At 69.9% G+C, this 25,143-nt stretch carries 21 protein-coding genes; 9 read left to right on the top strand and 12 right to left on the bottom strand.

Features of this window, described 5'->3' with window-relative positions; all coding sequences use genetic code 11:
* Positions 1-190 precede the first annotated feature (190 nt).
* Entirely contained in the window at positions 191-1,117 is a 927-nt protein-coding gene (ppk2, locus tag ACWDUM_RS13670) for a polyphosphate kinase 2 (protein ID WP_450134386.1), read from the top strand.
* Between the two features lie 8 nt (positions 1,118-1,125).
* On the top strand, positions 1,126-3,912 hold the full coding sequence (locus tag ACWDUM_RS13665; RefSeq protein WP_450134385.1) for a cation-translocating P-type ATPase: 2,787 nt from the start codon (positions 1,126-1,128) through the stop codon (positions 3,910-3,912).
* Between the two features lie 47 nt (positions 3,913-3,959).
* Here ACWDUM_RS13665 and ACWDUM_RS13660 read toward each other — a convergent pair whose 3' ends face one another.
* The 7 genes from ACWDUM_RS13660 to ACWDUM_RS13630 all read right to left on the bottom strand — a co-directional run bounded on the left by ACWDUM_RS13660 (position 3,960) and on the right by ACWDUM_RS13630 (position 14,040).
* On the bottom strand, positions 3,960-4,724 hold the full coding sequence (locus ACWDUM_RS13660; protein ID WP_450134384.1) for a DivIVA domain-containing protein: 765 nt from the start codon (positions 4,722-4,724) through the stop codon (positions 3,960-3,962).
* Between the two features lie 101 nt (positions 4,725-4,825).
* The gene (gene coaD, locus ACWDUM_RS13655) at positions 4,826-5,317 is read right to left on the bottom strand and encodes a pantetheine-phosphate adenylyltransferase (RefSeq protein ID WP_450112219.1); all 492 of its coding nucleotides are present in this window, start codon (positions 5,315-5,317) and stop codon (positions 4,826-4,828) included.
* On the bottom strand, positions 5,314-5,877 hold the full coding sequence (rsmD, locus tag ACWDUM_RS13650; RefSeq protein WP_450112218.1) for a 16S rRNA (guanine(966)-N(2))-methyltransferase RsmD: 564 nt from the start codon (positions 5,875-5,877) through the stop codon (positions 5,314-5,316). The genes coaD and rsmD overlap by 4 nt, the downstream gene beginning before the upstream one ends.
* Positions 5,874-9,287 (bottom strand): pyruvate carboxylase, encoded by a 3,414-nt coding sequence (locus ACWDUM_RS13645; protein WP_450112217.1) that lies wholly within the window; start codon positions 9,285-9,287, stop codon positions 5,874-5,876. The genes rsmD and ACWDUM_RS13645 overlap by 4 nt, the downstream gene beginning before the upstream one ends.
* A 151-nt stretch (positions 9,288-9,438) precedes the next feature.
* Positions 9,439-9,972, bottom strand: coding sequence for an Rv2732c family membrane protein (locus ACWDUM_RS13640; protein WP_450134383.1), 534 nt, complete (start codon positions 9,970-9,972; stop codon positions 9,439-9,441).
* 67 nt (positions 9,973-10,039) lie between these two features.
* The gene (recG, locus tag ACWDUM_RS13635) at positions 10,040-12,376 is read right to left on the bottom strand and encodes an ATP-dependent DNA helicase RecG (RefSeq protein ID WP_450134382.1); all 2,337 of its coding nucleotides are present in this window, start codon (positions 12,374-12,376) and stop codon (positions 10,040-10,042) included.
* 29 nt (positions 12,377-12,405) lie between these two features.
* Positions 12,406-14,040: a DAK2 domain-containing protein gene (locus ACWDUM_RS13630; protein WP_450134381.1), complete on the bottom strand. Its 1,635-nt coding sequence runs from the start codon at positions 14,038-14,040 to the stop codon at positions 12,406-12,408.
* Between the two features lie 214 nt (positions 14,041-14,254).
* Here ACWDUM_RS13630 and rpmB point away from each other — a divergent pair, with 214 nt between their 5' ends.
* Positions 14,255-14,446: a 50S ribosomal protein L28 gene (gene rpmB, locus ACWDUM_RS13625; protein ID WP_378483851.1), complete on the top strand. Its 192-nt coding sequence runs from the start codon at positions 14,255-14,257 to the stop codon at positions 14,444-14,446.
* Positions 14,447-14,567: 121 nt separating this feature from the next.
* Positions 14,568-15,365: an enoyl-CoA hydratase-related protein gene (locus ACWDUM_RS13620; RefSeq protein ID WP_450134380.1), complete on the top strand. Its 798-nt coding sequence runs from the start codon at positions 14,568-14,570 to the stop codon at positions 15,363-15,365.
* Between the two features lie 80 nt (positions 15,366-15,445).
* Here ACWDUM_RS13620 and ACWDUM_RS13615 read toward each other — a convergent pair whose 3' ends face one another.
* From ACWDUM_RS13615 to ACWDUM_RS13605, 3 genes are all read right to left on the bottom strand, one after another.
* The gene (locus ACWDUM_RS13615; protein ID WP_450112212.1) at positions 15,446-16,141 is read right to left on the bottom strand and encodes a uracil-DNA glycosylase; all 696 of its coding nucleotides are present in this window, start codon (positions 16,139-16,141) and stop codon (positions 15,446-15,448) included.
* The gene (locus ACWDUM_RS13610; RefSeq protein ID WP_450112211.1) at positions 16,141-16,662 is read right to left on the bottom strand and encodes a gamma carbonic anhydrase family protein; all 522 of its coding nucleotides are present in this window, start codon (positions 16,660-16,662) and stop codon (positions 16,141-16,143) included. Before ACWDUM_RS13610 ends, ACWDUM_RS13615 begins: the two co-directional genes overlap by 1 nt.
* A gap of 68 nt (positions 16,663-16,730) precedes the next feature.
* The gene (locus ACWDUM_RS13605) at positions 16,731-17,663 is read right to left on the bottom strand and encodes a thiamine-phosphate kinase (protein WP_450134379.1); all 933 of its coding nucleotides are present in this window, start codon (positions 17,661-17,663) and stop codon (positions 16,731-16,733) included.
* 182 nt (positions 17,664-17,845) lie between these two features.
* On the opposite strand from ACWDUM_RS13605, the gene ACWDUM_RS13600 reads away from it, so the two are divergent.
* Positions 17,846-18,079, top strand: a complete 234-nt coding sequence (locus ACWDUM_RS13600) for an Lrp/AsnC ligand binding domain-containing protein (RefSeq protein ID WP_450112209.1) — start codon at positions 17,846-17,848, stop codon at positions 18,077-18,079.
* A gap of 68 nt (positions 18,080-18,147) precedes the next feature.
* A complete protein-coding gene (locus ACWDUM_RS13595) occupies positions 18,148-18,783 on the top strand; it encodes a DUF3515 domain-containing protein (RefSeq protein ID WP_450134733.1) in 636 nt (211 codons plus the stop codon).
* Between the two features lie 109 nt (positions 18,784-18,892).
* On the opposite strand, the gene ACWDUM_RS13590 is transcribed toward ACWDUM_RS13595, so the two are convergent.
* The gene (locus ACWDUM_RS13590; RefSeq protein ID WP_450134378.1) at positions 18,893-19,999 is read right to left on the bottom strand and encodes a D-alanine--D-alanine ligase family protein; all 1,107 of its coding nucleotides are present in this window, start codon (positions 19,997-19,999) and stop codon (positions 18,893-18,895) included.
* A 34-nt stretch (positions 20,000-20,033) separates the two neighbouring features.
* Positions 20,034-21,032 (bottom strand): NAD(P)H-dependent glycerol-3-phosphate dehydrogenase, encoded by a 999-nt coding sequence (locus ACWDUM_RS13585; protein WP_450112207.1) that lies wholly within the window; start codon positions 21,030-21,032, stop codon positions 20,034-20,036.
* A 123-nt stretch (positions 21,033-21,155) separates the two neighbouring features.
* Between ACWDUM_RS13585 and cofC the strand changes: the two genes are divergently transcribed.
* The 3 genes from cofC (at position 21,156) to ACWDUM_RS13570 (ending at position 25,079) form a co-directional block, all read left to right on the top strand.
* Positions 21,156-21,836: a 2-phospho-L-lactate guanylyltransferase gene (cofC, locus tag ACWDUM_RS13580; RefSeq protein WP_450134377.1), complete on the top strand. Its 681-nt coding sequence runs from the start codon at positions 21,156-21,158 to the stop codon at positions 21,834-21,836.
* A gap of 160 nt (positions 21,837-21,996) precedes the next feature.
* Positions 21,997-24,114: an RNA degradosome polyphosphate kinase gene (locus ACWDUM_RS13575; RefSeq protein ID WP_450134732.1), complete on the top strand. Its 2,118-nt coding sequence runs from the start codon at positions 21,997-21,999 to the stop codon at positions 24,112-24,114.
* A gap of 26 nt (positions 24,115-24,140) precedes the next feature.
* Positions 24,141-25,079 carry an NUDIX hydrolase gene (locus tag ACWDUM_RS13570; RefSeq protein WP_450134376.1) on the top strand — a complete coding sequence of 313 codons (939 nt, stop codon included), beginning with the start codon at positions 24,141-24,143 and terminating at the stop codon, positions 25,077-25,079.
* The last annotated feature ends 64 nt before the right edge of the window (positions 25,080-25,143 follow it).

The following is a 25,143-nucleotide window of genomic DNA, read 5'->3' as shown; positions in this document are numbered from 1 at the left end:
GATGTCCACGCGCACACGAAACCGTGCCCCCACGGGGGCGGCGCGGTTCCACCTCGCGCCGTCCCGCGACCGGGAGCATGATGTCACCAGCGATTCATCCGAGCCGCGCGGCGAGGGCGCAGTCGACCGGTCCCGACGCGGGGTCCCGGCAGACGGTCCCCCACCGGGCCGACGAGGTCAGGGGTGTTCGGTGGGAAAGAAGCACGGCGGCAACCACGGTGACGGCGGCAACCACGGCAGTGGCAACAAGCACGGCGGCGGCAACAAGAAGGGCGGGAAGTCCGCGGGCACCCCGGACTCCACCGGAGACGAGCTCCTCGCGCCGGGCGCCGAGCCGGCACCCGACCGGATGAAGTACAAGGAGTATCGCCACCTGCTCGTGCCGCTCCAGGCCGAGCTCGTCGCGATGCAGGAATGGGTCAGGTCCTCGGGCGCCAAGATCTGCATCGTGTTCGAGGGCCGGGACACCGCGGGCAAGGGCGGGGTCATCAAGGCCATCACCGAACGGGTCAGCCCCCGGGTCTTCCGTGTCATCGCGCTGCCCGCCCCCACCGAACGCGAGAAATCGCAGATGTACATCCAGCGATATGTGCCGCACCTGCCCGCGGCCGGTGAGGTGATCATCTTCGATCGCAGCTGGTACAACCGCGCGGGAGTCGAGCGTGTGATGGGCTTCTGCACCGAGGACCAGTCGCTTCAGTTCCTCGAGGCCATACCAGCGGTCGAACGCACCATCGTCGAATCCGGCGTGATCCTGCTCAAGTACTGGCTCGAGATCAGCGAGGAGGAGCAGACCCTGCGACTGCAGAGTCGCATCGACGATCCACGCAAGATCTGGAAGCTCTCCGACCTCGACCTCGAGTCGTACACCCGCTGGTACGACTACTCGCGGGCCCGCGACGACATGTTCCGGCTCACGGACACCGGGTGGGCGCCGTGGTTCCTGGTCAACACGGACGACAAGAAGCGGGGCCGGCTCAACGTGATCAGCCACCTGCTCGACCAGGTGCCCTACGAACCGCCGGAGCATCACGACGTCGAGCTGCCGCCGCGGCAGTCCCCACACGGTTATCAGCCCACCCACCAGCCCCTGCACTGGATTCCCACCCCGTACTGAGGAGTCCCATGTCCACCACCGAACACCACTCCGCTCCCCCGGCCGCCGTCGTCACCCCGCCGTCGCCGCCGTGGCACACGCAGGAGGCCGATGCCGTCGTCACGGCGCTGTCGTCCGACCTGCGGGCGGGACTGACGACGGCCGACGCGACGGAACGCACCCAGCGCTACGGCGTCAACGAGATCGCCGCCGAACCCTCCCCTTCCCTGTGGGCGACCGCGCTGAGGCAGCTACGGGACCCGATGAACCTGATGCTGGTCGCGGTGGCCGTCGTCAGCTTCGTCATCGGCGAGATTCCGACGGCGATCGTCGTCGCCGCACTGGTACTCCTGAACGTGGTCCTCGGCACGCAGCAGGAACTCAAGGCCCGCGCCAGCGTGGACGCGCTGGCGAAGATGCAGACCCCGCAGGCGCGGGTCGTCCGCGACGGGACGCTCGTCGAACTCGACGCGACCGCACTGGTGCCGGGCGACATCGTCGAGCTCGAGGCCGGTGACATCGTGCCGGCGGACGGGCGGCTGATCCGGTCGGCGACCCTGGAAACCCAGGAAGCCGCGCTGACCGGCGAGAGCGCCCCCATCGGAAAGGATCCCGCGAGACTGCCCGACGCCGACATGCCCCTCGGCGACCGCAGCAACATGGTTTTCCAGAACACCTCGGTCACCCGCGGCACCGCCACCCTGGTGGTCACCGACACCGGGATGCACACCGAGATGGGCCGGATCGCCTCGATGCTCTCGGCCGTGGCGCCGAGCAAGTCACCGTTGCAGCGCGAACTGGACTCGCTGACCAAGGTTCTCGGCCTGATCGCGTGGATCGCGGTGGCGATCATCGTCGTCATCGGCGTGGTCCGAGGACAGAGTGTCACGACGGTGCTGCTGCTCGGCATCTCGATGGGCGTCTCCGCGATCCCGACCGGTCTGCCCACCTTCGTCCAGGCGATGCTCGCGTACGGGGCACGTCAACTGGCCGAGGCGAAGGCCGTCGTGAAGAACCTGACCGACGTCGAGACGCTCGGCGCGACCAGCGCGATCAACTCGGACAAGACCGGCACCCTGACGATGAACCAGATGACGGTGCGGTCGCTGTACTTCCACACCCGCTGGTACACGGTCGAGGGCGAGGGCTACAGCAAGTCCGGGAAGATCACCCACGCCGCCGGCGAGGAGGCGCCCGACTTCACCATGCTCGCCTACGGGCTCTGCCTCGACAGCGACGCCACCGTCTCCGATGCCGGGGACGTCGTCGGCGACCCCACGGAGGCCGCACTGGTGGTGCTCGCCGCCAAGATCGGCGTCGACGCCCCGCTCACCCGGCAGGCCTACCCCCGCGTCGCCGAGGTGCCGTTCGATTCCGCCTACAAGTTCATGGCGACGTTCCACCACCTCGAGATCGACGGCGCCACCCGATTCGTGGAGGTGGTCAAGGGCGGACCCGACGTCGTGATCGACCGGTGCACGACCGCGTTCCGGCCGGGCCGGCAACAGGTCCCGATCGACGAGGTCCGAGACGAGCTGCTTGCGGCGAACCGGGCCATGTCGGAGAAGGGCCTGCGCGTGCTCGCGTTCGCCGCGCGCGACCTCGACGGACAGGAGGACGCGGTCCGCGCCGATCCCATGGGGCACGTCGGGAATCTCACCTTCATCGGCATGGTCGGCATCATCGACCCGCTGCGACCGGAGGCGGTCGACGCGGTGCGCACCGCCCACGAGGCGGGCATCGACGTCCGGATGATCACCGGCGACCACGCGATCACCGCCTCGGCGATCGGCGCGGAACTCGGACTCGGTCCGGGCGCGATCGGCGGAGCCGAACTGCAGGGCATGAGCGACGAGGAACTGTCGGCGGTGTTACCGAACCTGCACGTGTTCGGCCGGGTCACCCCGCAGGACAAGCTGCGCCTGGCCGACATCATGCAGCGCTCGGGTGCGGTGGTGGCGATGACCGGCGACGCCGTCAACGACGCCGCCGCGCTGAAGAAGGCCGACATCGGTGTGGCGATGGGCTCGGGAAGCGAGGTCACCAAGCAGGCGGGCAAGATGGTGCTCACCGACGACAACTTCGGGACGCTGATCACCGCGATCCGGTTGGGCCGCAGCATCTACGAGAAGATCGTCTCGTACATCCGCTACCAGATGTCGAAGCTGTTCTCGCTGGTGCTGCTGTTCCTCGTCGCGAGCATCTTCAACATCAACGACGGCGTCGCGCTGACCCCGCTGATGGTGCTGTTCCAGCACTTCTTCATCACCCTGTTCCCGGTCGCGGTCATCATGGTCGACCCGGCGCCGCCGAACCTGATGAACAAGCCGCCGCGCGATCCCGCGCTGCCCATCGCCAACCGGCCCGCGTTCATCCAGTGGCTTGCCTACGGCGTTCTGCAGTTCGCGGTCACCCTCGCGGCCATGCTCCTCGCCCCCGGCGAGATGAGCACCACCGAGGCGAACGTTCCGATGACGATGGCGTTCGTGGTGCTCTCGCTCGCGTCGATCTTCGCGGGACTGGTCATGCGACGCGACCCGGAGTCCGGCGTCACCGCGCCGGTGCTCGGCGCGCTGAAGATCCTGTCCGTGCCAGTGGTGGTCACGGTGTTCGCGGTGGAACTCGGCTTCCTCCAGGACCTCCTGATGACGACGTCCCTGACCGGTCGCCAGTGGCTGGCGTGCCTGGGCTGGTCACTGATCGTCCCGATCGTCGTCGAGGCCGAGAAGGCTGTGCGCCGTCGCCGTCGGGCACACGCGCCCGCTCCGATGTCCGCCGCCGACGCGGTCACGCCCCTCCGCGCACGGGTGCACTGACTCGCTGACGCCGCGCGCGCGGCCACGCGGGTCGGAGCGCCGATCCCTCAGCGCCGCCGGTCGGAGCGCCGGTCCTCCGGCTCGTCGTAGGTCGGAGTGCCGGAGCCGGTGCGCAGTTGCTGCCTGCCCCGGCCGACGGAACGGACGGTGCCGGTGAGGAACTCCTCGAACTCGGCGAGCTTGTTGTCGACGTAGAGATCGCAATCGCTGCGCAGGCGGTCCGATTCGGCGTGCGCGGCATCGATCACCCGCGCCGACTCCGTGTGCGCGGCCTGCACGACCTCGGTCTGCGACACGAGACGTTCCTGCTCGGCCCGCCCCTCGGCGATGAAGCGTTCCTGCGAGGCGCGCCCCGACTCGACCATGCGCTCCGCCTCGTCCGCCGCGCGGCCGGTCACGTCCTGGTACTCGCGCCGCGCATCCGAGACGGTCTGCTCGGCCTCGTCGCGGGCGTCGGCGACCAGTTGCTCGGCGTGGGCCAGGGCCTCGGCGACCATCCGGTCGGCCTTGTCCTTGGCGTCGGCCAGGATCCGGTCGGCGTTGTCCCGCGCGCTCGTCAGTGTCTCGTCCGCCTCGGCATTGGCGGTGGACACGGTCTGCTCGGCGTGCGTGCGCGCGTCACCGACGAGCTTGTCGCGGTGATCGAGCACGTCCTGTGCGTCGTCGAGTTCACCTGGGATCGCGTCGCGCACGTCGTCGAGCAGTTCGAGGACGTCACCTCGCGGGACGACACAGCCGGCGGTCATCGGGACACCGCGGGCCTCTTCCACGATCGCGACGAGCTCGTCCAGCGCCTCGAATACCCGGTACACGCCACACCCCAATCCTCGACAGCGGCTTTCACGTCAATCTTGCCGCAGCCCGCGAGCGCGGCGCGACGCCACGCCCACGGGCATGCGGATGTGTCGAGGATCTAGCCCGCGGCCTTGCGCTCGGCGATCCGCTCGATGAGCCGGGCGTGCACGTGCGCGGGCAGCATGTCCGCGACGTCGCCGCCGTAGGTGGCGACCTCCTTGACCAGCGAACTGGACAGGTAGCTGAACCGCGGGTTGGTGGCGACGAAGAGCGTGTCGACGCCGGTGAGCTTGTGGTTCATCTGCGCCATCTGCAGCTCGTAGTCGAAGTCGTTGGCGCCGCGCAGTCCCTTGACGATCGCGGTCGCGCCGTTCGCGGTCGCGTAGTCGACGAGCAGGCCCTGCCAGGAGTCGACGGTCACGTTCGGCAGATCCGCCGTCGCGTCCCGCAGCATCTCGAGCCGCTCCTCGATCGTGAACATGCCCTGCTTGTTCGGATTGATGACGACGGTCACGACGACCTCGTCGAATTGCACCGCGACACGCGAGATCACGTCGAGGTGACCGTTGGTGACGGGATCGAAGGAACCGGGGCAGACCGCCTTGCTCATGTCTGCAGACGGTAACAGGCGATCTCGACGCGGGTGTCACCGTACTTGCGGGCCCGCTCGACCTCGAATCCGTCCGGCCACACCGTCTCCGGCGATCGGCTGGCCCGCTCGACGACGACCAGCGATCCCTCCCCGATCCACCGCTTGGCGGTGAGGTCGGCGAGGACCGCGCCGAGTTCGTTCTCCCCCAGAGCGTACGGCGGATCGAGCATGACGATGTCGTACTCCCCGTCTGGGGTGCCCGCGACGACGGCGGCCGCCGGCGCGGTCGTGACGACCGCGCCGGGCAGGCCCACCTCGGCGATGTTCTCCCGCACCACGGCGGCAGCGCGGGCGTTCGACTCGACCAGCAGCACGTGGCCCGCGCCCCGGGAAAGCGCTTCGAGCCCAAGCGCTCCCGAACCGGCGTAGAGGTCGAGCACCCGCGCACCGTCGAGGTCGATCCGCGCGTCGAGCGCGCTGAACAGCGCTTCCCGCACCCGTTCGGAGGTCGGGCGGGTGCCCTGGGAGGGCACCCGGAGCCGGCGCCCACCCGCGGCGCCGGCGACGATCCGGGTCACTGCGGGCCGTCCTCCTCCGCGGCAACGACGGAGATCACCGCGAGCAGGTCGCCGCCCTCGACCTGCTGAACGGGTGTGATCGCCAGGCGGGAGACCGTGCCCCCACGGGGTGCGGTGATCGCGGCCTCCATCTTCATCGCCTCGATGGTGGCCACGGTGTCCCCGGCCGCGACCTTCTGACCCTCGGCGACCACCAGGGTGACCACGCCGGCGAACGGTGCCGCGATGTGGCCGGGGTTGGCGCGGTCCGCCTTCTCCGCGACGGGAACCTCGCTGGCAATCGACCGGTCGCGAACCGACACCGGCCGCAACTGGCCGTTGAGGATGCACATCACGGTCCGCATGCCGCGCTCGTCGGGCTCGGAGACGGCCTCGAGGCCGATGAGCAGTTCGACACCCTTCGCGAGCTGGACGCGGTGTTCCTCGCCCCGGCGCAGACCGTAGAAGAACTGGTTCGCGGACAGCCTCGAGGTGTCGCCGTACTTGTCGCGGTGCTCGCCGAATTCCTTTGTCGGACCGGGGAACAGCAGCCGGTTGAGGGTGGCGCGCCGCTCCTGCGGGTCGCCGGCGAGACCGGCCTCGTCGTCGGCGCTGAGCGGGGTCTCCGGCTTCGCGGCGCCGCGGCCCTCGAGGGCCTTGGTGCGGAACGGTTCCGGCCAGCCACCGGCGGGGGTGCCGAGCTCGCCGCGCAGGAACCCGACGACGGAATCGGGGATGTCGTAACCGGCCGGGTTCGCGGCGAATTCGTCGGTGTCGACGCCCGACCCGACGAGGTGCAGCGCGAGATCGCCGACCACCTTCGACGACGGGGTGACCTTGACCAGGCGGCCGAGCATTCGGTCCGCGGCCGCGTACTTCGCCTCGACTTCCTCGAACTGGTCGCCGAGTCCGAGCGCGATGGCCTGCTGGCGCAGGTTCGACAGCTGACCGCCCGGAATCTCGTGGGTGTAGACGCGTCCGGTCGGCGACGGCAGCCCGGACTCGAACGGCGCGTACACCTTCCGCAGCGCCTCCCAGTACGGCTCGAGGTCGCACACGGCCTGCAGGTCGATGCCGGTGTCCCGCGGCGAGTGCGCGGCCGCGGCGACGATCGCGGACAGCGACGGCTGGCTGGTGGTGCCCGCCATGGCGGCGCTGGCACCGTCGACGGCGTCCGCACCCGCCTGCCAGGCGGCGAGGTAGGTGGCGAGCTGCCCGCCGGGGGTGTCGTGGGTGTGCACGTGCACCGGCAGGTCGAAGTTCGAGCGAAGCGCCGTGACCAGGGTCGCGGCCGCCGGGGCACGCAGCAGGCCTGCCATGTCCTTGATCGCCAGCACGTGCGCACCGGCGTCGACGATCTGCTCGGCCAGCTTGAGGTAGTAGTCGAGGGTGTAGAGATCCTCGTTCGGGTTCGACAGGTCGCCGGTGTAGGACAACGCGACCTCGGCGACCGCCGTGCCGGTCTCGCGGACCGCGTCGATCGCCGGCCGCATCTGGTCGACGTTGTTGAGTGCGTCGAAGATCCGGAAGATGTCGACACCGGTCGCGGTGGCCTCCCGCACGAACGCGCGGGTCACCGTCTCCGGGTACGGGGTGTAGCCGACGGTGTTCCGGCCGCGCAGCAGCATCTGCAGGCAGATGTTCGGCATCGCCTCACGCAGCGCCGCGAGCCGCTCCCACGGATCCTCGTGCAGGAACCGCAGTGCCACGTCGTACGTCGCGCCGCCCCACGCCTCCACCGACAGCAACTCGGGCGTCATGCGGGCCACGTGCCCGGCGACGGTGAGCAGGTCGCGGGTGCGCAACCGGGTGGCCAGCAGCGACTGGTGCGCGTCGCGGAAGGTGGTGTCGGTGACGGCGAGGGCGTCCTGCTTGCGCAGCGCCGCGGCGAATCCCTCCGGGCCGAGCTCGATCAGACGCTGCTTCGACCCGGACGGCGGGGCCGCCTTCAGGTCGATGGCAGGCAACTTGTCGTGCGGGTACACCGTCGACGGCCGATCGCCGTGCGGCTTGTTGACCGTGACGTCCGCGAGGTAGGTCAGGATCTTGGTGCCGCGGTCCGCCGAGGCGCGGGAGGTCAGCAGCTGCGGCCGCTCCTCGATGAACGAGGTGGTCACGTTGCCTGCGATGAAATCCGGGTCGTCGAGAACGGCCTGCAGGAAGGGGATGTTCGTCGCGACACCACGGATGCGGAATTCGGTGACCGCGCGGCGGGCGCGGGCGACGGCTGCTTCGAGGCTGCGCCCGCGGCAGGTCAGCTTGACGAGCATCGAGTCGAAGTAGGCGCCGACCTCCGCGCCGACCATGGTGCCGCCGTCCAGGCGCACACCGGCGCCGCCGGGGGTGCGGTAGCCGGTGATCCGGCCGGTGTCCGGACGGAACCCGTTCGCCGGATCCTCGGTGGTGATCCGCAACTGCAGTGCCGCACCGCGGATCGTGATCGAATCCTGCGACAGACCGAGATCGGCCAGGGTCTCGCCCGACGCGATCCGCAGCTGCGCCTGCACCAGGTCGACGTCGGTGATCTCCTCGGTGACCGTGTGCTCGACCTGGATTCGCGGGTTCATCTCGATGAAGACGTGGTTGCCCCGGGTGTCGAGCAGGAACTCGACGGTGCCGGCGCACGAGTAGCCGATCTGCTTGGCGAACGCGACCGCGTCCGCACAGATCTTCTGCCGCAGCTCCTCCGGCAGGTTCGGCGCGGGCGCGAGCTCGATCACCTTCTGGTGGCGGCGCTGCACCGAGCAGTCGCGCTCGAACAGGTGGATGACGTTGCCCTGCTGATCGGCGAGGATCTGCACCTCGATGTGCCGCGGGTCGACGACGGCCTGCTCGAGGAACACCGTCGGGTCACCGAATGCGGACTCCGCCTCGCGGGCCGCGGCTTCGATCGCCTCTCGCAACTGGGCCCGCTCGGCGACGCGACGCATGCCGCGGCCACCGCCACCGGCGACCGCCTTGACGAAGATCGGGAACTCCATCGACTCCGATGCCGCCACCAGCTCGTCGACATCCGCGGACGGCGCCGACGACGCGAGCACCGGCAACCCGGCCGCCTTCGCCGCGGCGATCGCGCGGGCCTTGTTGCCCGTCAGCTCCAGAATCTCCGAGGACGGGCCGACGAAGGTGATGCCCTCCGCCGCGCACGCCGCCGCCAGGTCCGGGTTCTCCGACAGGAACCCGTAGCCCGGATAGATGGCATCCGCACCGGCCTTCTTCGCCGCCGAGACGATCTCGCCGATCGACAGGTACGCCCGCACCGGGTGCCCCTGCTCGCCGATCTGATAACTCTCGTCTGCCTTCAACCGGTGGACCGAGTTGCGGTCCTCGTACGGAAAGACGGCGACGGTGCCCGCACCCAGCTCGTAGGAGGCACGGAATGCCCGGATCGCGATTTCACCGCGATTGGCAACCAAGACTTTTGAGAACATCGCTGAAAACTACCCTTGCGTTCACGGCCAACACGGCTGAACGTTCCAACATCCGGGAAACCCCCGGACGTTCGGACGCCTGTAACGATGCAGTACGCTACCGTGCCCCACCTCACACGACCACGGCACCCACGGTGAGCTGCAGATTCCGCTACTTCCGGAGGCCCGTACCGCGCCTCGGACGGGCCTGCATGACGTTCGCGCGACTCCACGTCACGGACGCCCACTGGATCGCAAGCAGCGTCGTCGCCGCCCACGCCAGCAGCAGCCCCGCACCGAGTCCCGAGGGTCGCGTCTCCGCGGGCAGTGACTGCTGCGACCAGCACGCCAGCATGCCGAACACGATGCCCATCGACGTGCCGATCATCGCCAGCCAGGACAACGCCCATCGCCGGGTCACGACCGCCAGTGTCCCGACCCCGATGCCGAACACGACCACGAACCCGAGGAACAGCCGCAGCGGCACCGTCACTCCGGCACCGCCCGCACCACCGATCACCGCGACCGCCGAGTGCCCGCCGGCGTGCGGCAGGAACAGCGCGACCACCAGTGTCGCGATCAGCCCCACGACGACAGGGCGCAGCCTGCCGAAGGAGAACTCCCGGGTGACCCGCCGCTCGATTGCCGACAGGTCGTCCTCGTACGCGGACAGGTCGTCGGACGGAGCGGACAGGTCGTCGGTCATGACTCTTCCTCGGGTCTGCGTTGCGGGCTTCGGCGGGCGGGGCCCGATGACCACCGCCGCGACCAACCTACGACTTGTCCAGAAACTCGACGCCCCTGGCATCCAGGCCCGCGGTGACCATCGAGGCCAGACCCGGGTGCGCAGACAGGTCGGGGTCCTCTGCGACGACCTGCCGAGCGAACTCGCGGGCCGTCTCGATGACCTCCTCGTGATCGAGCAGCGACAGCAGACGCAGTTTCGTGGAGGTGCCGGACTGGGCGACGCCGAGCACGTCGCCCTCGCGGCGCTGCGCCAGATCCAGTTGCGCGAGTTCGAAGCCGTCGTTGGTGCCGGCAACCGCACTCAGCCGCCGGAACGCCGGCGACTCGGGCCGCGACCCGGTGATCAGGATGCACAGCCCCTGGTGGGCGCCGCGGCCCACCCGGCCACGCAACTGGTGCAACTGACTGACACCGAACCGATCCGCGTCCACGATCACCATGACGGTGGCGTTGGGCACGTCGACACCGACCTCGACGACGGTCGTACAGACCAGGACGTCGATGTCGCCGACGGTGAAATCGCGCATCACCGAGTCCTTCTCGTCCGACGGCAGCCTGCCGTGGAGCAACCCGACCCGCACCGACGCCAGCGCGCCGTGGCGCAACTCCTCGAACACGGCGAGCGCGGCCGCGGTCTGCGGCGGCTCACCACCCTTGGGCGGCTTCGCCTTACGGGCGGGCTTGCGCGGCTGCGGCGCGGCGCGGTCGGCGAAGAGGTCGTCGGAGAAGGGGTCGAGTTCGAGCTCGCCGCCGTCCTCGGCGTCCTCGTCGCCCTCCCCGATCCGGGAGCACACGACGTACGCCTGACGACCGGCGGCCACCTCCTCGCAGATCCGCGCCCACGCCCGGTCCACCCACGCCGGCTTCTCCGACGCCGAGACCACATTGCTGACGATCGGCGAGCGGCCGCGCGGAAGCTCCCGCAGCGCGGACGTTTCCAGGTCGCCGAGAACGGTCATCGCGATGGTCCGCGGGATCGGGGTCGCGGTCATCACCAGCACGTGCGGGCTCAGTCCCTCCCTGGCCCGACCGCGCAGGGCGTCCCGCTGCTCGACACCGAAGCGGTGCTGCTCGTCGACGACCACCATGCCGAGGTTGAAGAACTCGACCTTGTCCTGAATCAGCGCATGGGTACCGATCACGATGCCCGCGTCCCCGACCATCACCTCGTTGAGCGCCGCCCGCTTGGCCGGCACCGACATGGACCCGGTCACCAGCGTCACCCGGGTGGCACCGTCAGCGGCTCCGAGTTCGCCTGCGAGAGCCAGGCTTCCGAGCATCTGTCGTAGCGACCGGGCGTGCTGGGCGGCGAGCACCTCGGTGGGCGCCAGCAGCGCGCACTGGTACCCGGCGTCGATCACCTGCAGCATCGCCCGAAGTGCGACGATCGTCTTGCCCGAGCCGACCTCACCCTGCAGCAGACGGTTCATCGGGTGCGGACGGGCCAGGTCGGCGGAGATCTCCTCGGCCACCGCGAGCTGGCCGTCGGTGAGGGTGAACGGCAACTGCGCGTCGAATGCCGCCGCGAGCCCGCCGGGTTTCGGCGGGCATGCGGGCGCGACTCGCTCGTCCACGGCGTGCCTGCGCTGCGCCAGGACCAGCTGCAGGGCCGCCGCCTCGTCGAACCGCAGTCGCTCGCGCGCCCGCTCGACGTCCTGCTTCGTGTCGGGCTGGTGGACGAGCCGCAACGCCTCGTCCAGACCGATCAGGCCGAGCTCGGCGCGGGTCGCGGTGGGCAGCGGGTCGGGCACCGGATCGAGCTGGTCGAGGATCTGCCGCACACACTTCGCGATCGTCCAGCTCTGCACGTCGCGGGTCGACGGGTACACGGGGATCAGCGCGCGGTCGAAGATCTCCATGTCCACGGCCGAGTCGGACCCCTGGGCGCTGCGGGCCATGTCCGCCAGCTCGCCGGATCCACGGACCCGACCGCCGACGACCGGCTCGCCGTCGCCGGTCGGCAGGATCAGATAGCTCGGGTGGGTCAGCTGAAGCTGCTCCCGGAAGTACTTGGCGGTTCCCGAGAACATTGCCCGCACACCCGGTTTGATCACATGCGCCACCTTCTGCGGATTGAAGAAGGTGGCGTCGACCCGCTGGGTGTCCGCGGCGAGCACCGTGCGGAGCATCTTGCCGTTGCGGTTCTTGAACGACACGACGTCGGCCTTGACGACGGTCGCGACCATCGTGATGTGCTCACCCTCGGGGGGCTTGCTCTCGCCGAGGTCCGCGCCCTGCGTCGCGTACCGGTGCGGGTAGTGCCGCAGCAGATCCTCCACGGTGTGGATCTCGAAGTCCTGCGCCAGCGGCGCGGCGACCTTCGTCCCGAGCAGGTGGTCGATGCGGTCGTTCAGGGTTGCCATCGGTGCGTCTCTCGTCCTGCCTGGAAGTCCTACTCGACGCCGACCTGCAGCAGGTCGCCGTCCTGTCCGCCGGGGTACACGTGCACCTCGACACCGGGATGGTTGCGGGTGACGTGGTCGGCGAGGGCGTCGGCCAGGGCTGTCGGCGCCCGCACCCCGACCAGCAGCGTCACCAGTTCGCCGCCGACCCCGAGCACCTGGTCGAGAAGCCTTCGCCCGGCCTCGGCGGCATCCGGGGCGATGACCACCACCTCGTGTCCGATCAGCCCCAGCCCGTCCCCCGCATCGCAGGTGCCCATCAGCGTCAGCGCCCGCTCCTCCGCGACCCGCACCGAACCCCACCTGGTGGACGCGGCCGCCTCGGACATCGCGAACGCGTCGTCGACGGCGGCGCGACCGTCGTCGTGCACGGCGAGCGCGGCGAGCCCCTGCACCGCCGACGACGTCGGCAACAGGTGCACCGCCCGGTGGTCGTCGCGGGCGGCGACGCCGACCGTCACCAGTTCCTGCGCCGGCAGCGCCCCGTTCGGCAGCACGAGGACCTCCGCGCAGTCGAGGCCGCGAATCGCGGCAAGCAGCCGCTGCGGGGTGACCGGTTCGTCGCTGCGCAGGACCTCGGCGCCCTCGACTGCGAACAGGTCGGCGGCGCCGTCCCCGGACACGACCGCGAGGATGCGCCGCTTCCCGGGCACCGGGACGGTCGCGCCGGGCAACGCACGAATCGCGTCGAGCGCGAAGCAGGAGATCCGGATGCTGTGCACGGCGCCGGCCGCGAGACCGGCCTCCACCGCCGCCCCGGGGTCGGTGCAGTGCACGTGGACCGACCACGCTCCCGCCCCATCCCCGACGATGATCACCGAGTCGCCGAGGCCGTCGAGACTCCGGCGCAACTCCCCCACCCGCCGCTCGTCGCTGCCGGCCAGCAGGTACATCACCTCGTAGTCCTGGTCGCCGGCCTCGTCGGTGCACACGCCTGACACCGGCTCGGGCGCCGTCACGGCGACCTGCGGCGCGACCAACGAAAGGCCGGCCCGGTCGGGTGTGACACCGGTGACCACTCCGACCAGGGCGTCGAGGATGACGACCAGGCCGAATCCGCCGGCGTCCACGACTCCGGCCCGGCCGAGTTCGGCCAACTGCGCGGGCGTCCGGGCGAGGGCCTCGACGGCACCCTCCGCGGCCACGGTCACGACCCCGGCCAGCGGCGTGCCGGCCGGACATCCGTCCGCGGCGGCGGCCGCGTGGCGCAGCACCGTGACGATGGTGCCCTCGACTGGGATGCTGATCGCCTCGGTCGCCAGCACCGCGGCCTCGTTCAATGCGCTGCGGACGGTGTCGGCGTCGAGGTACCCGGCGCGGGCGACCTCGGCGATCCCCCGCAGCACCTGCGAGAGGATCACCCCGGAGTTGCCGCGAGCCCCGGTCACCGCACCGCGTGCGAGCGCCGCCGCGACCTCGGAGGCCGGGGCATCCGGATCCGTCGCACATGCCTCGTCGGCTGCCGCGCGCATGGTGAACAGCAGATTGGTGCCGGTGTCCGAATCGGGAACGGGGAACACGTTCAGTCGGTTGATGTCGTCGCAGCGGCTGGTCAGTCCGTCGACACAGACCCTCGCCCAGCGGCGCAACGCCGTGCCGTCCACGTTCTGCAGGGCCTCGAGCACCTCGGTTCCGTCCTCCGCCCCGGTTCGGTATCGTCGGTTCCGCAAGATTAGCGGCAGGGCCCGACAGCCCGCTCACCTCGCAGCACCTCAGGACGCCGGTTTGGTCAAACGAGGTTGTTCCGGCTAATCTGACACGGTTGCCTGGCAAGGGCCGCACCATTGTCCCCTGCCCGCGACTGAAAACCATCCGCATCACATCAAGGAGTTCGCGACTATGGCTGCCGTCTGCGACGTTTGCGCCAAGGGACCCGGCTTCGGTAAGTCGGTCTCGCACTCGCACCGGCGTACCAACCGTCGCTGGAACCCGAACATTCAGACTGTCCGGGCCCAGGTCGGATCCGGTACGCGTCAGAAGCTCAACGTGTGCACCTCCTGCCTGAAGGCCGGCAAGGTCGTCCGCGGCTGATTTTTCAGCACCGACTGTGCCCCCGACACCATCCGGTGTCGGGGGCACAGTCGTCTGCGCATCCGGTCACCTGATGGGAGCTGCGCCACAGGCGAATCGTGCGCACGGATAAGGTTTAACGGTGACTTCACTCGACGGCCTCAGCCACGTCCGCCTCGACGGCGGCGTCCTCCGCATCGCCATTGCCACCGCCGACAACGGCACCTCCCTCGACTTCACCGGCGTCAACCAGGGCACCACCGCGCTGCGCGCGCTCGCAGCGGGCGAGATCGCCGCCGGCTCGGTACTCCTCGTCGGTGAGGGTGCGAACTTCTGCGCCGGTGGCAACGTCCGAGCCTTCGCGGGCGCGCCGGATCGTTCCGCCTACCTTCTCGAGATCGCGAACGAACTGCACGACTTCGTCCGTCTGGTCGCCGACGTCACCGTCCCCGTCGTTGCGGCCGTGCACGGCTGGGCTGCCGGCGCGGGCATGAGCCTGGTCTGCGCGTCCGACATCGCCATCGGCGGCGTCTCCACCAAGCTTCGGCCCGCCTACCCCGGCATCGGGCTCACCCCGGACGGCGGCATGTCCTGGAACCTGCCGCGCATCGTCGGCGCCCGCCGCGCCCGCGAGATCATCCTCACCGACGCGATCCTCGACGCCGAGGAAGCCGTTCATCTCGGGGTGCTCAGCCGGACCGTCGCGGACGACGAGGTGCAGTCCGAGGCGCTGAAGGTCGCGCAGGGCCTCGCCGCGGGCCCGACCAGCTCGTACGCCGGCATCAAGACCCTGCTCGCGCGGTCCGAGGAGTCCACCCTGTCGGATCAGCTCGACGCCGAGGCCGCGTCGATCTCCTCGGCCGCGGGCAGCGCCGCAGGCCGCGAGGGCGTCGACGCCTTCGTCGGCAAGCGCAAGCCGGACTTCACCTCCGTCCGCTGACCCACTCCCCCAGCGGCATGAACGGAACCGTTCATTCGATCTGATCGACTGAACGGTTCCGTTCATGCGGTCACGGTCGGTCAGGCGAGGCTCCAGTCGACCGGCTTCTCGCCCTGCTCCTCGAGGAGCCGGTTGACGCGGCTGAAGGGCCGCGACCCGAAGAAGCCGCGCGACGCCGACAGCGGCGACGGGTGGGCGGACTCCACGAACGGGGTGTCACCGAGCATCGGCTTCAGCGTCCCGGCGTCGCGGCCCCACAGGATCGCGACGAGCGGTCGACGCCGACCGCTCGGGTCGGTTCGGGCCACGAGCGCGTGAATGGCCTGCTCGGTGACCTCCTCCCAGCCCTTGCGCCGGTGCGACGCGGCCTGCCCGGGCTGCACGGTCAGCACCCTGTTGAGCAGCAGCACCCCCTGCTGCGCCCACGGTGTGAGGTCGCCGTTCGCCGGCGTCGGCAGCCCGAGATCGGTGCCCAGTTCGGTGAAGATGTTGGTCAGGCTCCGTGGCACCGGCCGCACGTCGGGGGCGACGGAGAAGCTCAGCCCCACCGCGTGACCCGGTGTCGGGTACGGGTCCTGGCCGACCACCAGGACCCGGACGTCGTCGAACGGCTGGCTGAACGCGCGCAACACGTTCTCTCCGGCGGGCAGATAGCCGCGACCGGCGTCGTTCTCCGTGCGCAGGAACTCCCCCATCGCGGCGATCCGGTCGGCGACCGGCGCCAGCGCCTGGGCCCAACCGGGGTCGACCAGCTCGGTGAGCGGGCGGGCGGCCATCAGTCGAGCCTGCGCAGTGCGTCGCGGTAGTACGCCGCGTTCGCGGCGTACATCTTCACGTTCAGCTCCAGGTGACCGGCAGGCACCTCGTAGCCCTCCCGGATCTTCGCGGGCACGCCCAGCGCCATTCGGCGCGGCGGCACCTCGAACTTGAACGGGATCACCGCCCCCGCCCCGACGATCGAACCGGCGCCGATCGTCGACCCGTTCAGGACCACGGATCCGGACGCGATCAGGCACTCGTCTCCGATTGTCGCGCCCTCGATGTGGGCGCTGTGACCGACCACACACCCGGCCCCGAGAACGGTCGGTTCCAGTGCGGTGCAGTGGATGACGGTGCCGTCCTGGATGTTGGTCCGCTCACCGATCGTGATCGTCCCGTAGTCGGCGCGCAGCACGGCCTGTGGCCACACCGACGCCCCCGCCCCCAGGGTCACGGCGCCGATCACCACGGCATCGGGATGGACGTAGGCGTCGGGATGGATGTCGGGCTCGCGATCGCCGAGTGCGTAAATGGCCATGGGTGCCACCTAACCATGCGGGGTTCACGCCGGATGACGGTGTCGGATCGGTCCGTACCGCCCACCCGTCAGTCGAAGCTCTGCCAGCCGCCGGATCCGGTCCACTCACGGCCGCCGACGAGGACCCCCGAACCCTCGCGGACGACTCCGACCCGGCGCCAGCCGTCGGGCAGTGCGGTGCCGCTCGGGAAGGTGGCGAGAAGGGAGTGGTCCTCTCCCCCGGTCAGCACCCAGTGCAGTGCATCCGCGCCGAGCACTTCGGCAGCGGCGTGCAGTGGTGCATCCGGGTCCAACGCGACCGGTTCGAGGTCGATCTGGACGCCCGAGGCTACGCCGAGGTGACCGAGATCGGCGATCAGACCATCGGAGTTGTCCGTCATCGCGGTCGCTCCCGCCCGTGCCGCATCCAGCCCACTCCCATAGGGTGGAGTCGGAACACGATGCGCTGCAACGATTTCCGGAAAACTCTCGTCGCCCGACGACAGCAGCGCCAGGCCCGCCGCGGACCACCCCAGCCGACCCGCCACCGCGACCTGGTCCCCGGGCCGCGCCCCTGACCTCAGCACCGCGGCACGGCCCTGGAGGTCGCCGAGCACCGTGATCGAGAGCACCACCTGATCGGACTGCACGGTGTCGCCGCCGACGACACCCGCGCCCAGCGCGGACGCCTCCGCCCAGATCCCCTCGGTCAGCGCGTCGACCACCGCGACCGGGGTGTCGGGCGGACATCCGAGCGAAACGAGGAACGCGGTCGGCCACGCACCCATCGACACGATGTCCGCGCCGTTCTGCGCCACCGCCTTGCGCCCGACCTCCGCAGGTGTCGACCAGTCCAGCCGAAAATGCCTGCCCTGCACCAACATGTCCGAGGACACCACGACACGGCCGTCGGCGGCGCGCACCACCGCGGCGTCGTCACCGGGGCCGAGCAGCGTGGTGCGAGGCTGGGCGCGACCGGCCACCGCGCGGTCGATGACGGCGAACTCCCCGATGTCGGCCACGGTGGGTCCTTTGTCCGGGTCCCGGGCCGGATCCGGTGTGTCGATGACAGGGCCTTTCGTCGAAATCGGTCGCGGTACCCTGGGAAGGCGGCCGGGAAACGACCCGGCCGAGCATGACAGAGCCAGAGCCACCGCGACTCTACCGAGGCCGCGGCGGCGCTGTGCCGGGAAGGGGCCCACCGGTGGCGCAGGCATACATACTGATCCAGACCGAGGTGGGCAAGGCCACAGTGATCGCCGATCAGATCCGGCAGTTGCCGGGGGTGCTGACCGCCGAGGACGTCATCGGCCCGTACGACGTGGTCGTGCGGATCGAGGGACAGGACGGCTCCGGGTTCGCGCCGGTCGTGAAGGGCATCCAGCAGGTCGCCGGGATCACCCGGACCCTCACCTGCGAGGTGGCCGCGAGCGCGTGAGATCGCCGACCCCGAACCCGGACTCAGACACGGCCGCACCCGACTACCGAAACGACAGCACCGACCTCGTGAACGAAGAAGCCCAGAACAGCGAAGAATCCCCCAGCAGCACGACCGGCACCGACACGGACGCTCCCGACGCCCGCCGCAGCCCCGCCCTGATCGCCGCGGCGGTCGCACTCCCCGTCGCGCTGGTCGCCGGCATCGTCGCCGCCGCGATCGTGGCGAACCGCAACCCCGCGCTCGATCCGGTCGCGCTCGGTCCGGTCCCCGCGCCTGCCGCCGGGTCCGCCGAATGCACCGCACTGCTCGAGAACCTGCCGGACCAGGTGGGCGACTTCGGTCGCGCCGAGCTCGTCGATCCCGCACCCGAGGGCGCCGCCGCGTGGCAGTCCGTTGACGCGCAGGAGATCGTGCTGCGCTGCGGCCTGGACCGTCCGGCGGAATTCGATGCCGCCAGCGCGCTGCAGGTCGTCGACGGCGTGCAGTGGCTGGAGATCCCCGGCGGCGAGGGCGTCGATGCGAGCACCTGGTTCGCTGTCGATCGCGGCGTCTACGTGGCGTTGACCGTCCCGCACGGCCTGGGCCCGACACCGCTGCAGGACGCGTCCGCCGCAGTGTCCGGCGCACTCGAGGCCAAGCCGATCGACCCGGCGCCGGTTGCAGTCCCCGCGCCGGAACCGGCCCCTGCCCCGGGATCCTGACCCCTTCGTCGCACCGGAAAGGGCGCCGCCGTCGACAGTTCGACGGCGGCGCCCCTTTTCGCGTCGTGACGGCAGGCTTCCCGGCGACCGGCCTACCGGTGACCGGCGGTCAGCGCAGGCCGGTGCCGCGCGCGAGAGCGGTGTCCACCAGGGTGGACACCAGCGTCCGGTAGTCGATGCCGGCGGCGTCCCACATGCGCGGGAACATCGAGATCGAGGTGAAGCCCGGCATGGTGTTGATCTCGTTGATGACCGGGCCGTTCTCGGTGACGAAGAAGTCCACCCGGGCGAGGCCCTGGCAGTCGAGCGCCTCGAACGCGCGGACCGCGATCGCCCGGATCTCGTCGCTGACGTCGTCGTCCAGTTTGGCAGGCACGTCGAACTCGCAGATGTCGTCGAGGTACTTGGTGTCGAAGTCGTAGAAGGCGCCCTCGTCCTCGGTGATCTCCGGCATCCGGATCTCCGCGACAACGCTCGCACGGACGGTGCCGTCCGGGAACTCGAGGACGCCGCACTCCACCTCGCGCCCGACGATCGCGGCCTCGACGATGACCTTCGGGTCGTGGGTGCGGGCGTGGGCGATGGCCGCGTCGAGACCGTCCCAACTCGTCACCCGGGTGATGCCGATCGAGGATCCGCCGCGGGCGGGCTTGACGAACACCGGCAGGCCCAGCGCCTCACGGTCCTCGGGGGACACGGTGTCGACACCCGGCCGCAGCACGACCTGGTGCCCGATCGGCAGACCCTCCGCGGCGAGGAGCTTCTTCGTGAATTCCTTGTCCATGCCTGCGGCGCTGGCCAGCACGCCGGGACCGACGTAGGGCAGGCCGGCGAGTTCGAGCAGTCCCTGGATGGTGCCGTCCTCGCCGTACGCGCCGTGCAGGACGGGGAACACCACGTCGACGGAGGCGAGGACCTGACCGGCCTGGTCCGCGGCGAGCGCGACCACCGCACCGGAGCGGGTGGGGTCGGCGGTCAGGGTCAGTGCGGCTCCGGACGCATCGACGGTCGGAAGCGCGCGGCCGTCGATGGTCAGCGCGTCGGCATCGGTGGACGCGAGCACCCACGCACCGTCCGGGGTGATGCCGATCGGCACCACCTCGTAGACCTCCGGGTCGAGATTGCGCAGCACGCTACCGGCGGAAACGCACGAAACCGAGTGCTCACTGCTCCGGCCACCGAAAACGACAGCGACCCTGGTACGAGGATTGTTCACCCGGAAACCCTACCGTTGTACGGGCACCGCGGACTCACTCGGGTTTGATGCGCCGCCCGAGCAGCATCCCGACCGCCTCCGGCACGGACAGGCCCTCGTGGCAGACCTTGTGGACGGCGTCGGTCAGCGGCATCTCGACACCGTGCTGTGCGGCCAGCGCCCGCACGGAGGTGCACGACTTGACGCCCTCGGCCACCTGTCCCTTGGTCGCGGCCTGGGCGCTGGCGAGGGTTCCCCCGTGCCCGAGATGTGCACCGAAGGTCCGGTTCCGCGACAGTGGCGACGAGCAGGTGGCAACCAGGTCGCCGATCCCGGCCAGGCCGGCGAGCGTGGCGGGATTGGCCCCGAGTGCGACGCCGAGTCTGATCATCTCGGCGAGTCCGCGGGTGATGATCGAGGCATTGGTGTTCTCGCCGAATCCGAGTCCTGATGCCATGCCGCAGGCCAGCGCGATGACGTTCTTGCAGGCCCCGCCGATCTCGCAGCCGACCACGTCGACGTTCGTGTACGGGCGGAAATAGCCCGTGGCGCAAGCCTTCTGAACGGCGACTGCACGCTCGTGATCCACACAGGCGACGACCGTCGCGGACGGCTGCCCGATCGCGATCTCGCGCGCGAGGTTCGGTCCGGACAGCACCGCGACCCGCTCCGGTGCGACCGCGGCGACCTCGACGATCACCTCGCTCATCCGCATCAGGGTGCCGGACTCGATGCCCTTCGCCAACGACAGCAGCGTCGCGTCCGTCCCGATCGACGGCGCCCATCCCGCGAGGTTCTCTCGCAACGACTGGGACGGGACGGCGAGCACGACGAGGTCCGCCCCGGCGAGCGCCGTCTCGTGGTCGCTGGTCGCGGTCAGCGTCGGGGGCAGCTCGATGCCGTCCAGGTAGTAGGGGTTGGCATGGTCGTTCGTGATCGTCGCGGCCACCTCGGGCCGGCGCGCCCACATCGTCACGTCGGTTCCGGCATCGGCCAGCACCTTCGCGAACGCCGTCCCCCACGATCCCGCACCCAGTACCGCCGCCCTGACCATCTGCCCTCCGACCGTTCGCGCCCCAACTGTTTGGCAGTGACGACAGTAGTACCGGCCCGGCGAATCGGTCCTGCGCACGGAGCACTCGAGTCCACACCGGGCAGGACTGGCAGGATTGGTCACATGAGCGCCGCACCCCCACCCCCGACGGCGGTGCGCGCCCACGTGTTGATCGCGGTCAAGCACCTCGACAGAGCGAAGAGTCGGCTGGCGCCGCGACTGGACGGCGGCCAGCGGGCCACGCTGGTGCTGGCAATGCTGCGCGACACCCTCGCCGCCGCGCGGGCATCGGATGCCGTCGCCGAGGTCACCGTGATCACCCCCGACCCGGTGGTCGCGGCCGCGGCCGAAGCCGCCGGCGCCGCGTGGTTCCCGGACGACGGCGACCACGACCCCGATCGACTGAACCGCATCCTCGATTCGGCCGCACGCGCCCGCGGACACGATCGGGGACCTGTCGTCGCACTGCAGGGCGACCTGCCGTGCCTGTCCGCCGCCGAACTGTCGGAGGCGGTCGTCGCCGCACGAACGCACCGGCGCGCGGTCGTCGTCGACCACCACGGCACCGGGACCTCCGCACTGATCGCCGCGGTGGCCGCCGACCTGGCACCGCGCTTCGGCTCCGATTCCGCGCGCAAGCACATCGACTCCGGGGCAACGGCTTTGACCGGCGATTGGCCGGGCCTGCGACTCGACGTCGACACCCCGGCCGACCTCGACGCGGCCGCAGCGGTCGGCCCCGGTCCGGAGACGACGCGAGCGCTACGGTCGATCGGATGGTGGGATTCGTCCCGCTGTCGTTGAGAATTCACCCGAATCCAGGCACGTCTGATTGTCGCGTGCTCACGATCTGAGGGATGATCGACCGGTGAGCAACGGCGAGGGCGCGGGACACGAGACGGTACAGACGACAACGGTTGACGGCGAGGCAGGCGGGCCGTCGCCGGTCAGCGGACACCTCCCGGTGATCCCGACCGTACCGCCCGCGGCAACTCCCCTCACGGTGGACGGCTCGGGGGTCCCGCTCCCAGCAGACCGCTACCTCAATCGCGAACTGAGTTGGCTGGACTTCAACTCCCGGGTTCTCGCCCTCGCCGAGGACCCGTCACTCCCCCTGCTCGAACGGGCCAAGTTCCTCGCCATCTTCGCCTCGAACCTCGACGAGTTCTACATGGTGCGGGTCGCCGGGCTCAAGCGCCGGGACGAGACCGGACTGTCGGTGCGGTCCGCCGACGGGCTCACGCCACGAGAGCAGTTGGCGCTGATCAACGAACGCACCCAGGAGATCGCGGAACTGCACGCGCGCACGTTCCTCGACCACGTCCTCCCGCAGCTCGCGCACGAGGGCATCTCGATCATCCGGTGGTCCGACCTCGACGAAGAGGAGGCCGCCCGGCTGTCGGAGTACTTCCAGGACCAGGTCTTCCCGGTGCTGACCCCGCTCGCCGTCGACCCGGCGCACCCGTTCCCCTACATCAGTGGACTGAGTCTGAACCTCGCGGTGACGGTGAAGGATTCGTCGACCGGCGGCGAGCACTTCGCGCGCGTGAAGGTGCCCGACAACGTGGACCGGTTCGTGCGGGTCACCCGCAGCGACGCACCGACGGCCATCCCGGCGTTCCTGCCGATGGAGGCGTTGATCGCCGCCCACCTGCACGTGCTGTTCCCCGGGATGGAGATCGTCGAGCACCACGCCTTCCGGATCACCCGCAACGCGGATTTCGAGGTGGAGGAGGATCGCGACGAGGATCTGCTGCAGGCCCTCGAACGCGAACTGGCCCGCCGCCGTTTCGGATCGCCGGTCCGTCTCGAGGTGGCCGACGACATGACCGAGCACATGCTCGATCTGCTGTTGCGTGAACTCGACGTCGATCCCGGTGACGTGATCCAGGTGCCCGGCCTGCTCGACCTGTCGTGCCTGTGGCAGGTGTACGGTGTCGACCGCCCCGGGCTCAAGGACGCCCCGTTCGTGCCCGCCACCCATCCGGCCTTCGGTGAGCGCGAAACGCCCAAGAGCGTCTTCTCCACCCTGCGCGAGGGCGATGTCCTGGTGCACCACCCGTACGACTCGTTCTCCACCAGCGTGCAACGGTTCATCGAGCAGGCGGCCGCGGACCCGCAGGTGCTGGCAATCAAGCAGACCCTGTATCGGACCTCCGGCGACTCCCCGATCGTCAACGCACTCATCGACGCCGCCGAGGCAGGCAAGCAGGTGGTGGCGCTGGTGGAGATCAAGGCGCGCTTCGACGAGCAGGCGAACATCAAGTGGGCGCGAAAGCTGGAACAGGCCGGCGTCCACGTCGTCTACGGACTGGTCGGTCTCAAAACGCATTGCAAGACATGCCTCGTCGTTCGCCGCGAGGGTTCGACGATCCGTCGGTACTGCCACATCGGCACCGGCAACTACAACCCGAAGACGGCCCGCCTGTACGAGGACGTGGGCCTGCTCACCGCGGCCCCCGAGATCGGCGCGGACCTGACCGACCTGTTCAACACGCTGACCGGCTACTCCCGAAAAGCCAACTACCGCAATCTCCTCGTCGCCCCCCACGGCGTACGGGCCGGCATCGTGGCGCGGATCCACGGAGAGATCGACCACCAGTTGGCCGGGAGGCCGGCAGGCATCCGACTCAAGGCCAACGCCCTCGTCGACGAACAGGTCATCGACGCGCTCTACCGGGCGTCACAGGCCGGTGTTCCCGTCCAGGTCGTCGTCCGAGGCATCTGCGCACTGCGTCCCGGCGTTCCGGGACTGAGCGAGAACATCGAGGTCCGTTCGATTCTCGGCCGCTTCCTCGAGCACTCTCGGATCATGCACTTCGAGGGGTCGGACGAGTTCTGGATCGGCAGCGCGGACATGATGCACCGCAATCTCGATCGCCGCGTCGAGGTGATGGCACAGGTGAAGGATCCCCGCCTCACCCGCCAGCTCGGCGACATCTTCGACTCCGCACTCGATCCCACGACCCGCTGCTGGGTGCTGCAGTCGGACGGACACTGGGCCGCGTCCCCGGAACGGGGCGAACGCGTCCGCGAGCACCAAGAGGAACTGATGCGCAGTCGGCGGGGCGGCTCGGCGTAGCCGCCGACTGCGACAGGAGGTAGAAGGTGAGCTCGAAGTCGGATCGCCCCAAGTCGACCGCCATCAAGGCCAACATCTTTGCCGCGGGGGCAGTGCTGTGGCGCAAGTCCCCCACCAACCCGTACGAGATCGAGGTCGCGCTGATCCACCGCCCCAAGTACGACGACTGGTCGTTCCCCAAGGGCAAGCTCGATCCCGGTGAGATCCCGGTGGTGGCCGCGGTGCGGGAGGTCGAGGAGGAGACGGGCATGCGGGTCCAGTTGGGCCGGCACGTCACCCGGGTCGCCTACGAGGTGCCCGGGCACCGCAAGCGCAAGCGCGTCGACTACTGGGCGGCGGAGGCACGCGGCGGCGAGTTCGTACCCAACGACGAGGTCGACGAGTTGCGGTGGCTGCCGCCCGAAGACCTGCCCGCCGCGCTGTCGTACCCCGTCGACCTCAAGGTGACACGCCGCTTCCTGAAGGTTCCGGCCGACACCACAACGGTTCTGATGGTGCGGCACGCCAGGGCCGGCCGGCGCGGCCGATACAAGGGGGACGACACGTTGCGGCCGCTGGACAAGGTCGGACGCACACAGGCCGAGGCGCTGTCGGTACTGCTGCAGGCCTTCGGGGCGACGGAGATCCACTCGGCGGACCGGACCCGCTGCGTGCAGACCGTCGAACCGCTCGCCCGCCACCTCGGCACCGGCATCACCCTCGAACCGGCTCTGACCGAAGAGGCATACCTCGAGGATCCCTCGGCGGCACAGGCACTGGTCCGCAAGATCGCCGCCCTCGGCGGCGTCCAGGTGATCTGCAGTCAGGGCCGGGTGATTCCCGACCTGTTGCAGTGGTGGGCCGATCGAGACGGCGTCGCCCTGCCCGCGGCCCGCAATCGCAAGGGCAGCACCTGGGTGCTGTCACTGTCGGGCGGCAGGCTGGTCGATGCCAACCACATCGACAGCGCACTCCCCGAAGCCTGAACCACCGGCCGGGACGGGCAGGGCCCCGTCCCGTGTACACACGAAAACGAGGGTGGCGACGGAT

It is taken from the genome of Rhodococcus sp. NPDC003322 (genome assembly GCF_053589555.1).
This window is presented reverse-complemented; position numbering and strand designations above follow the sequence as displayed.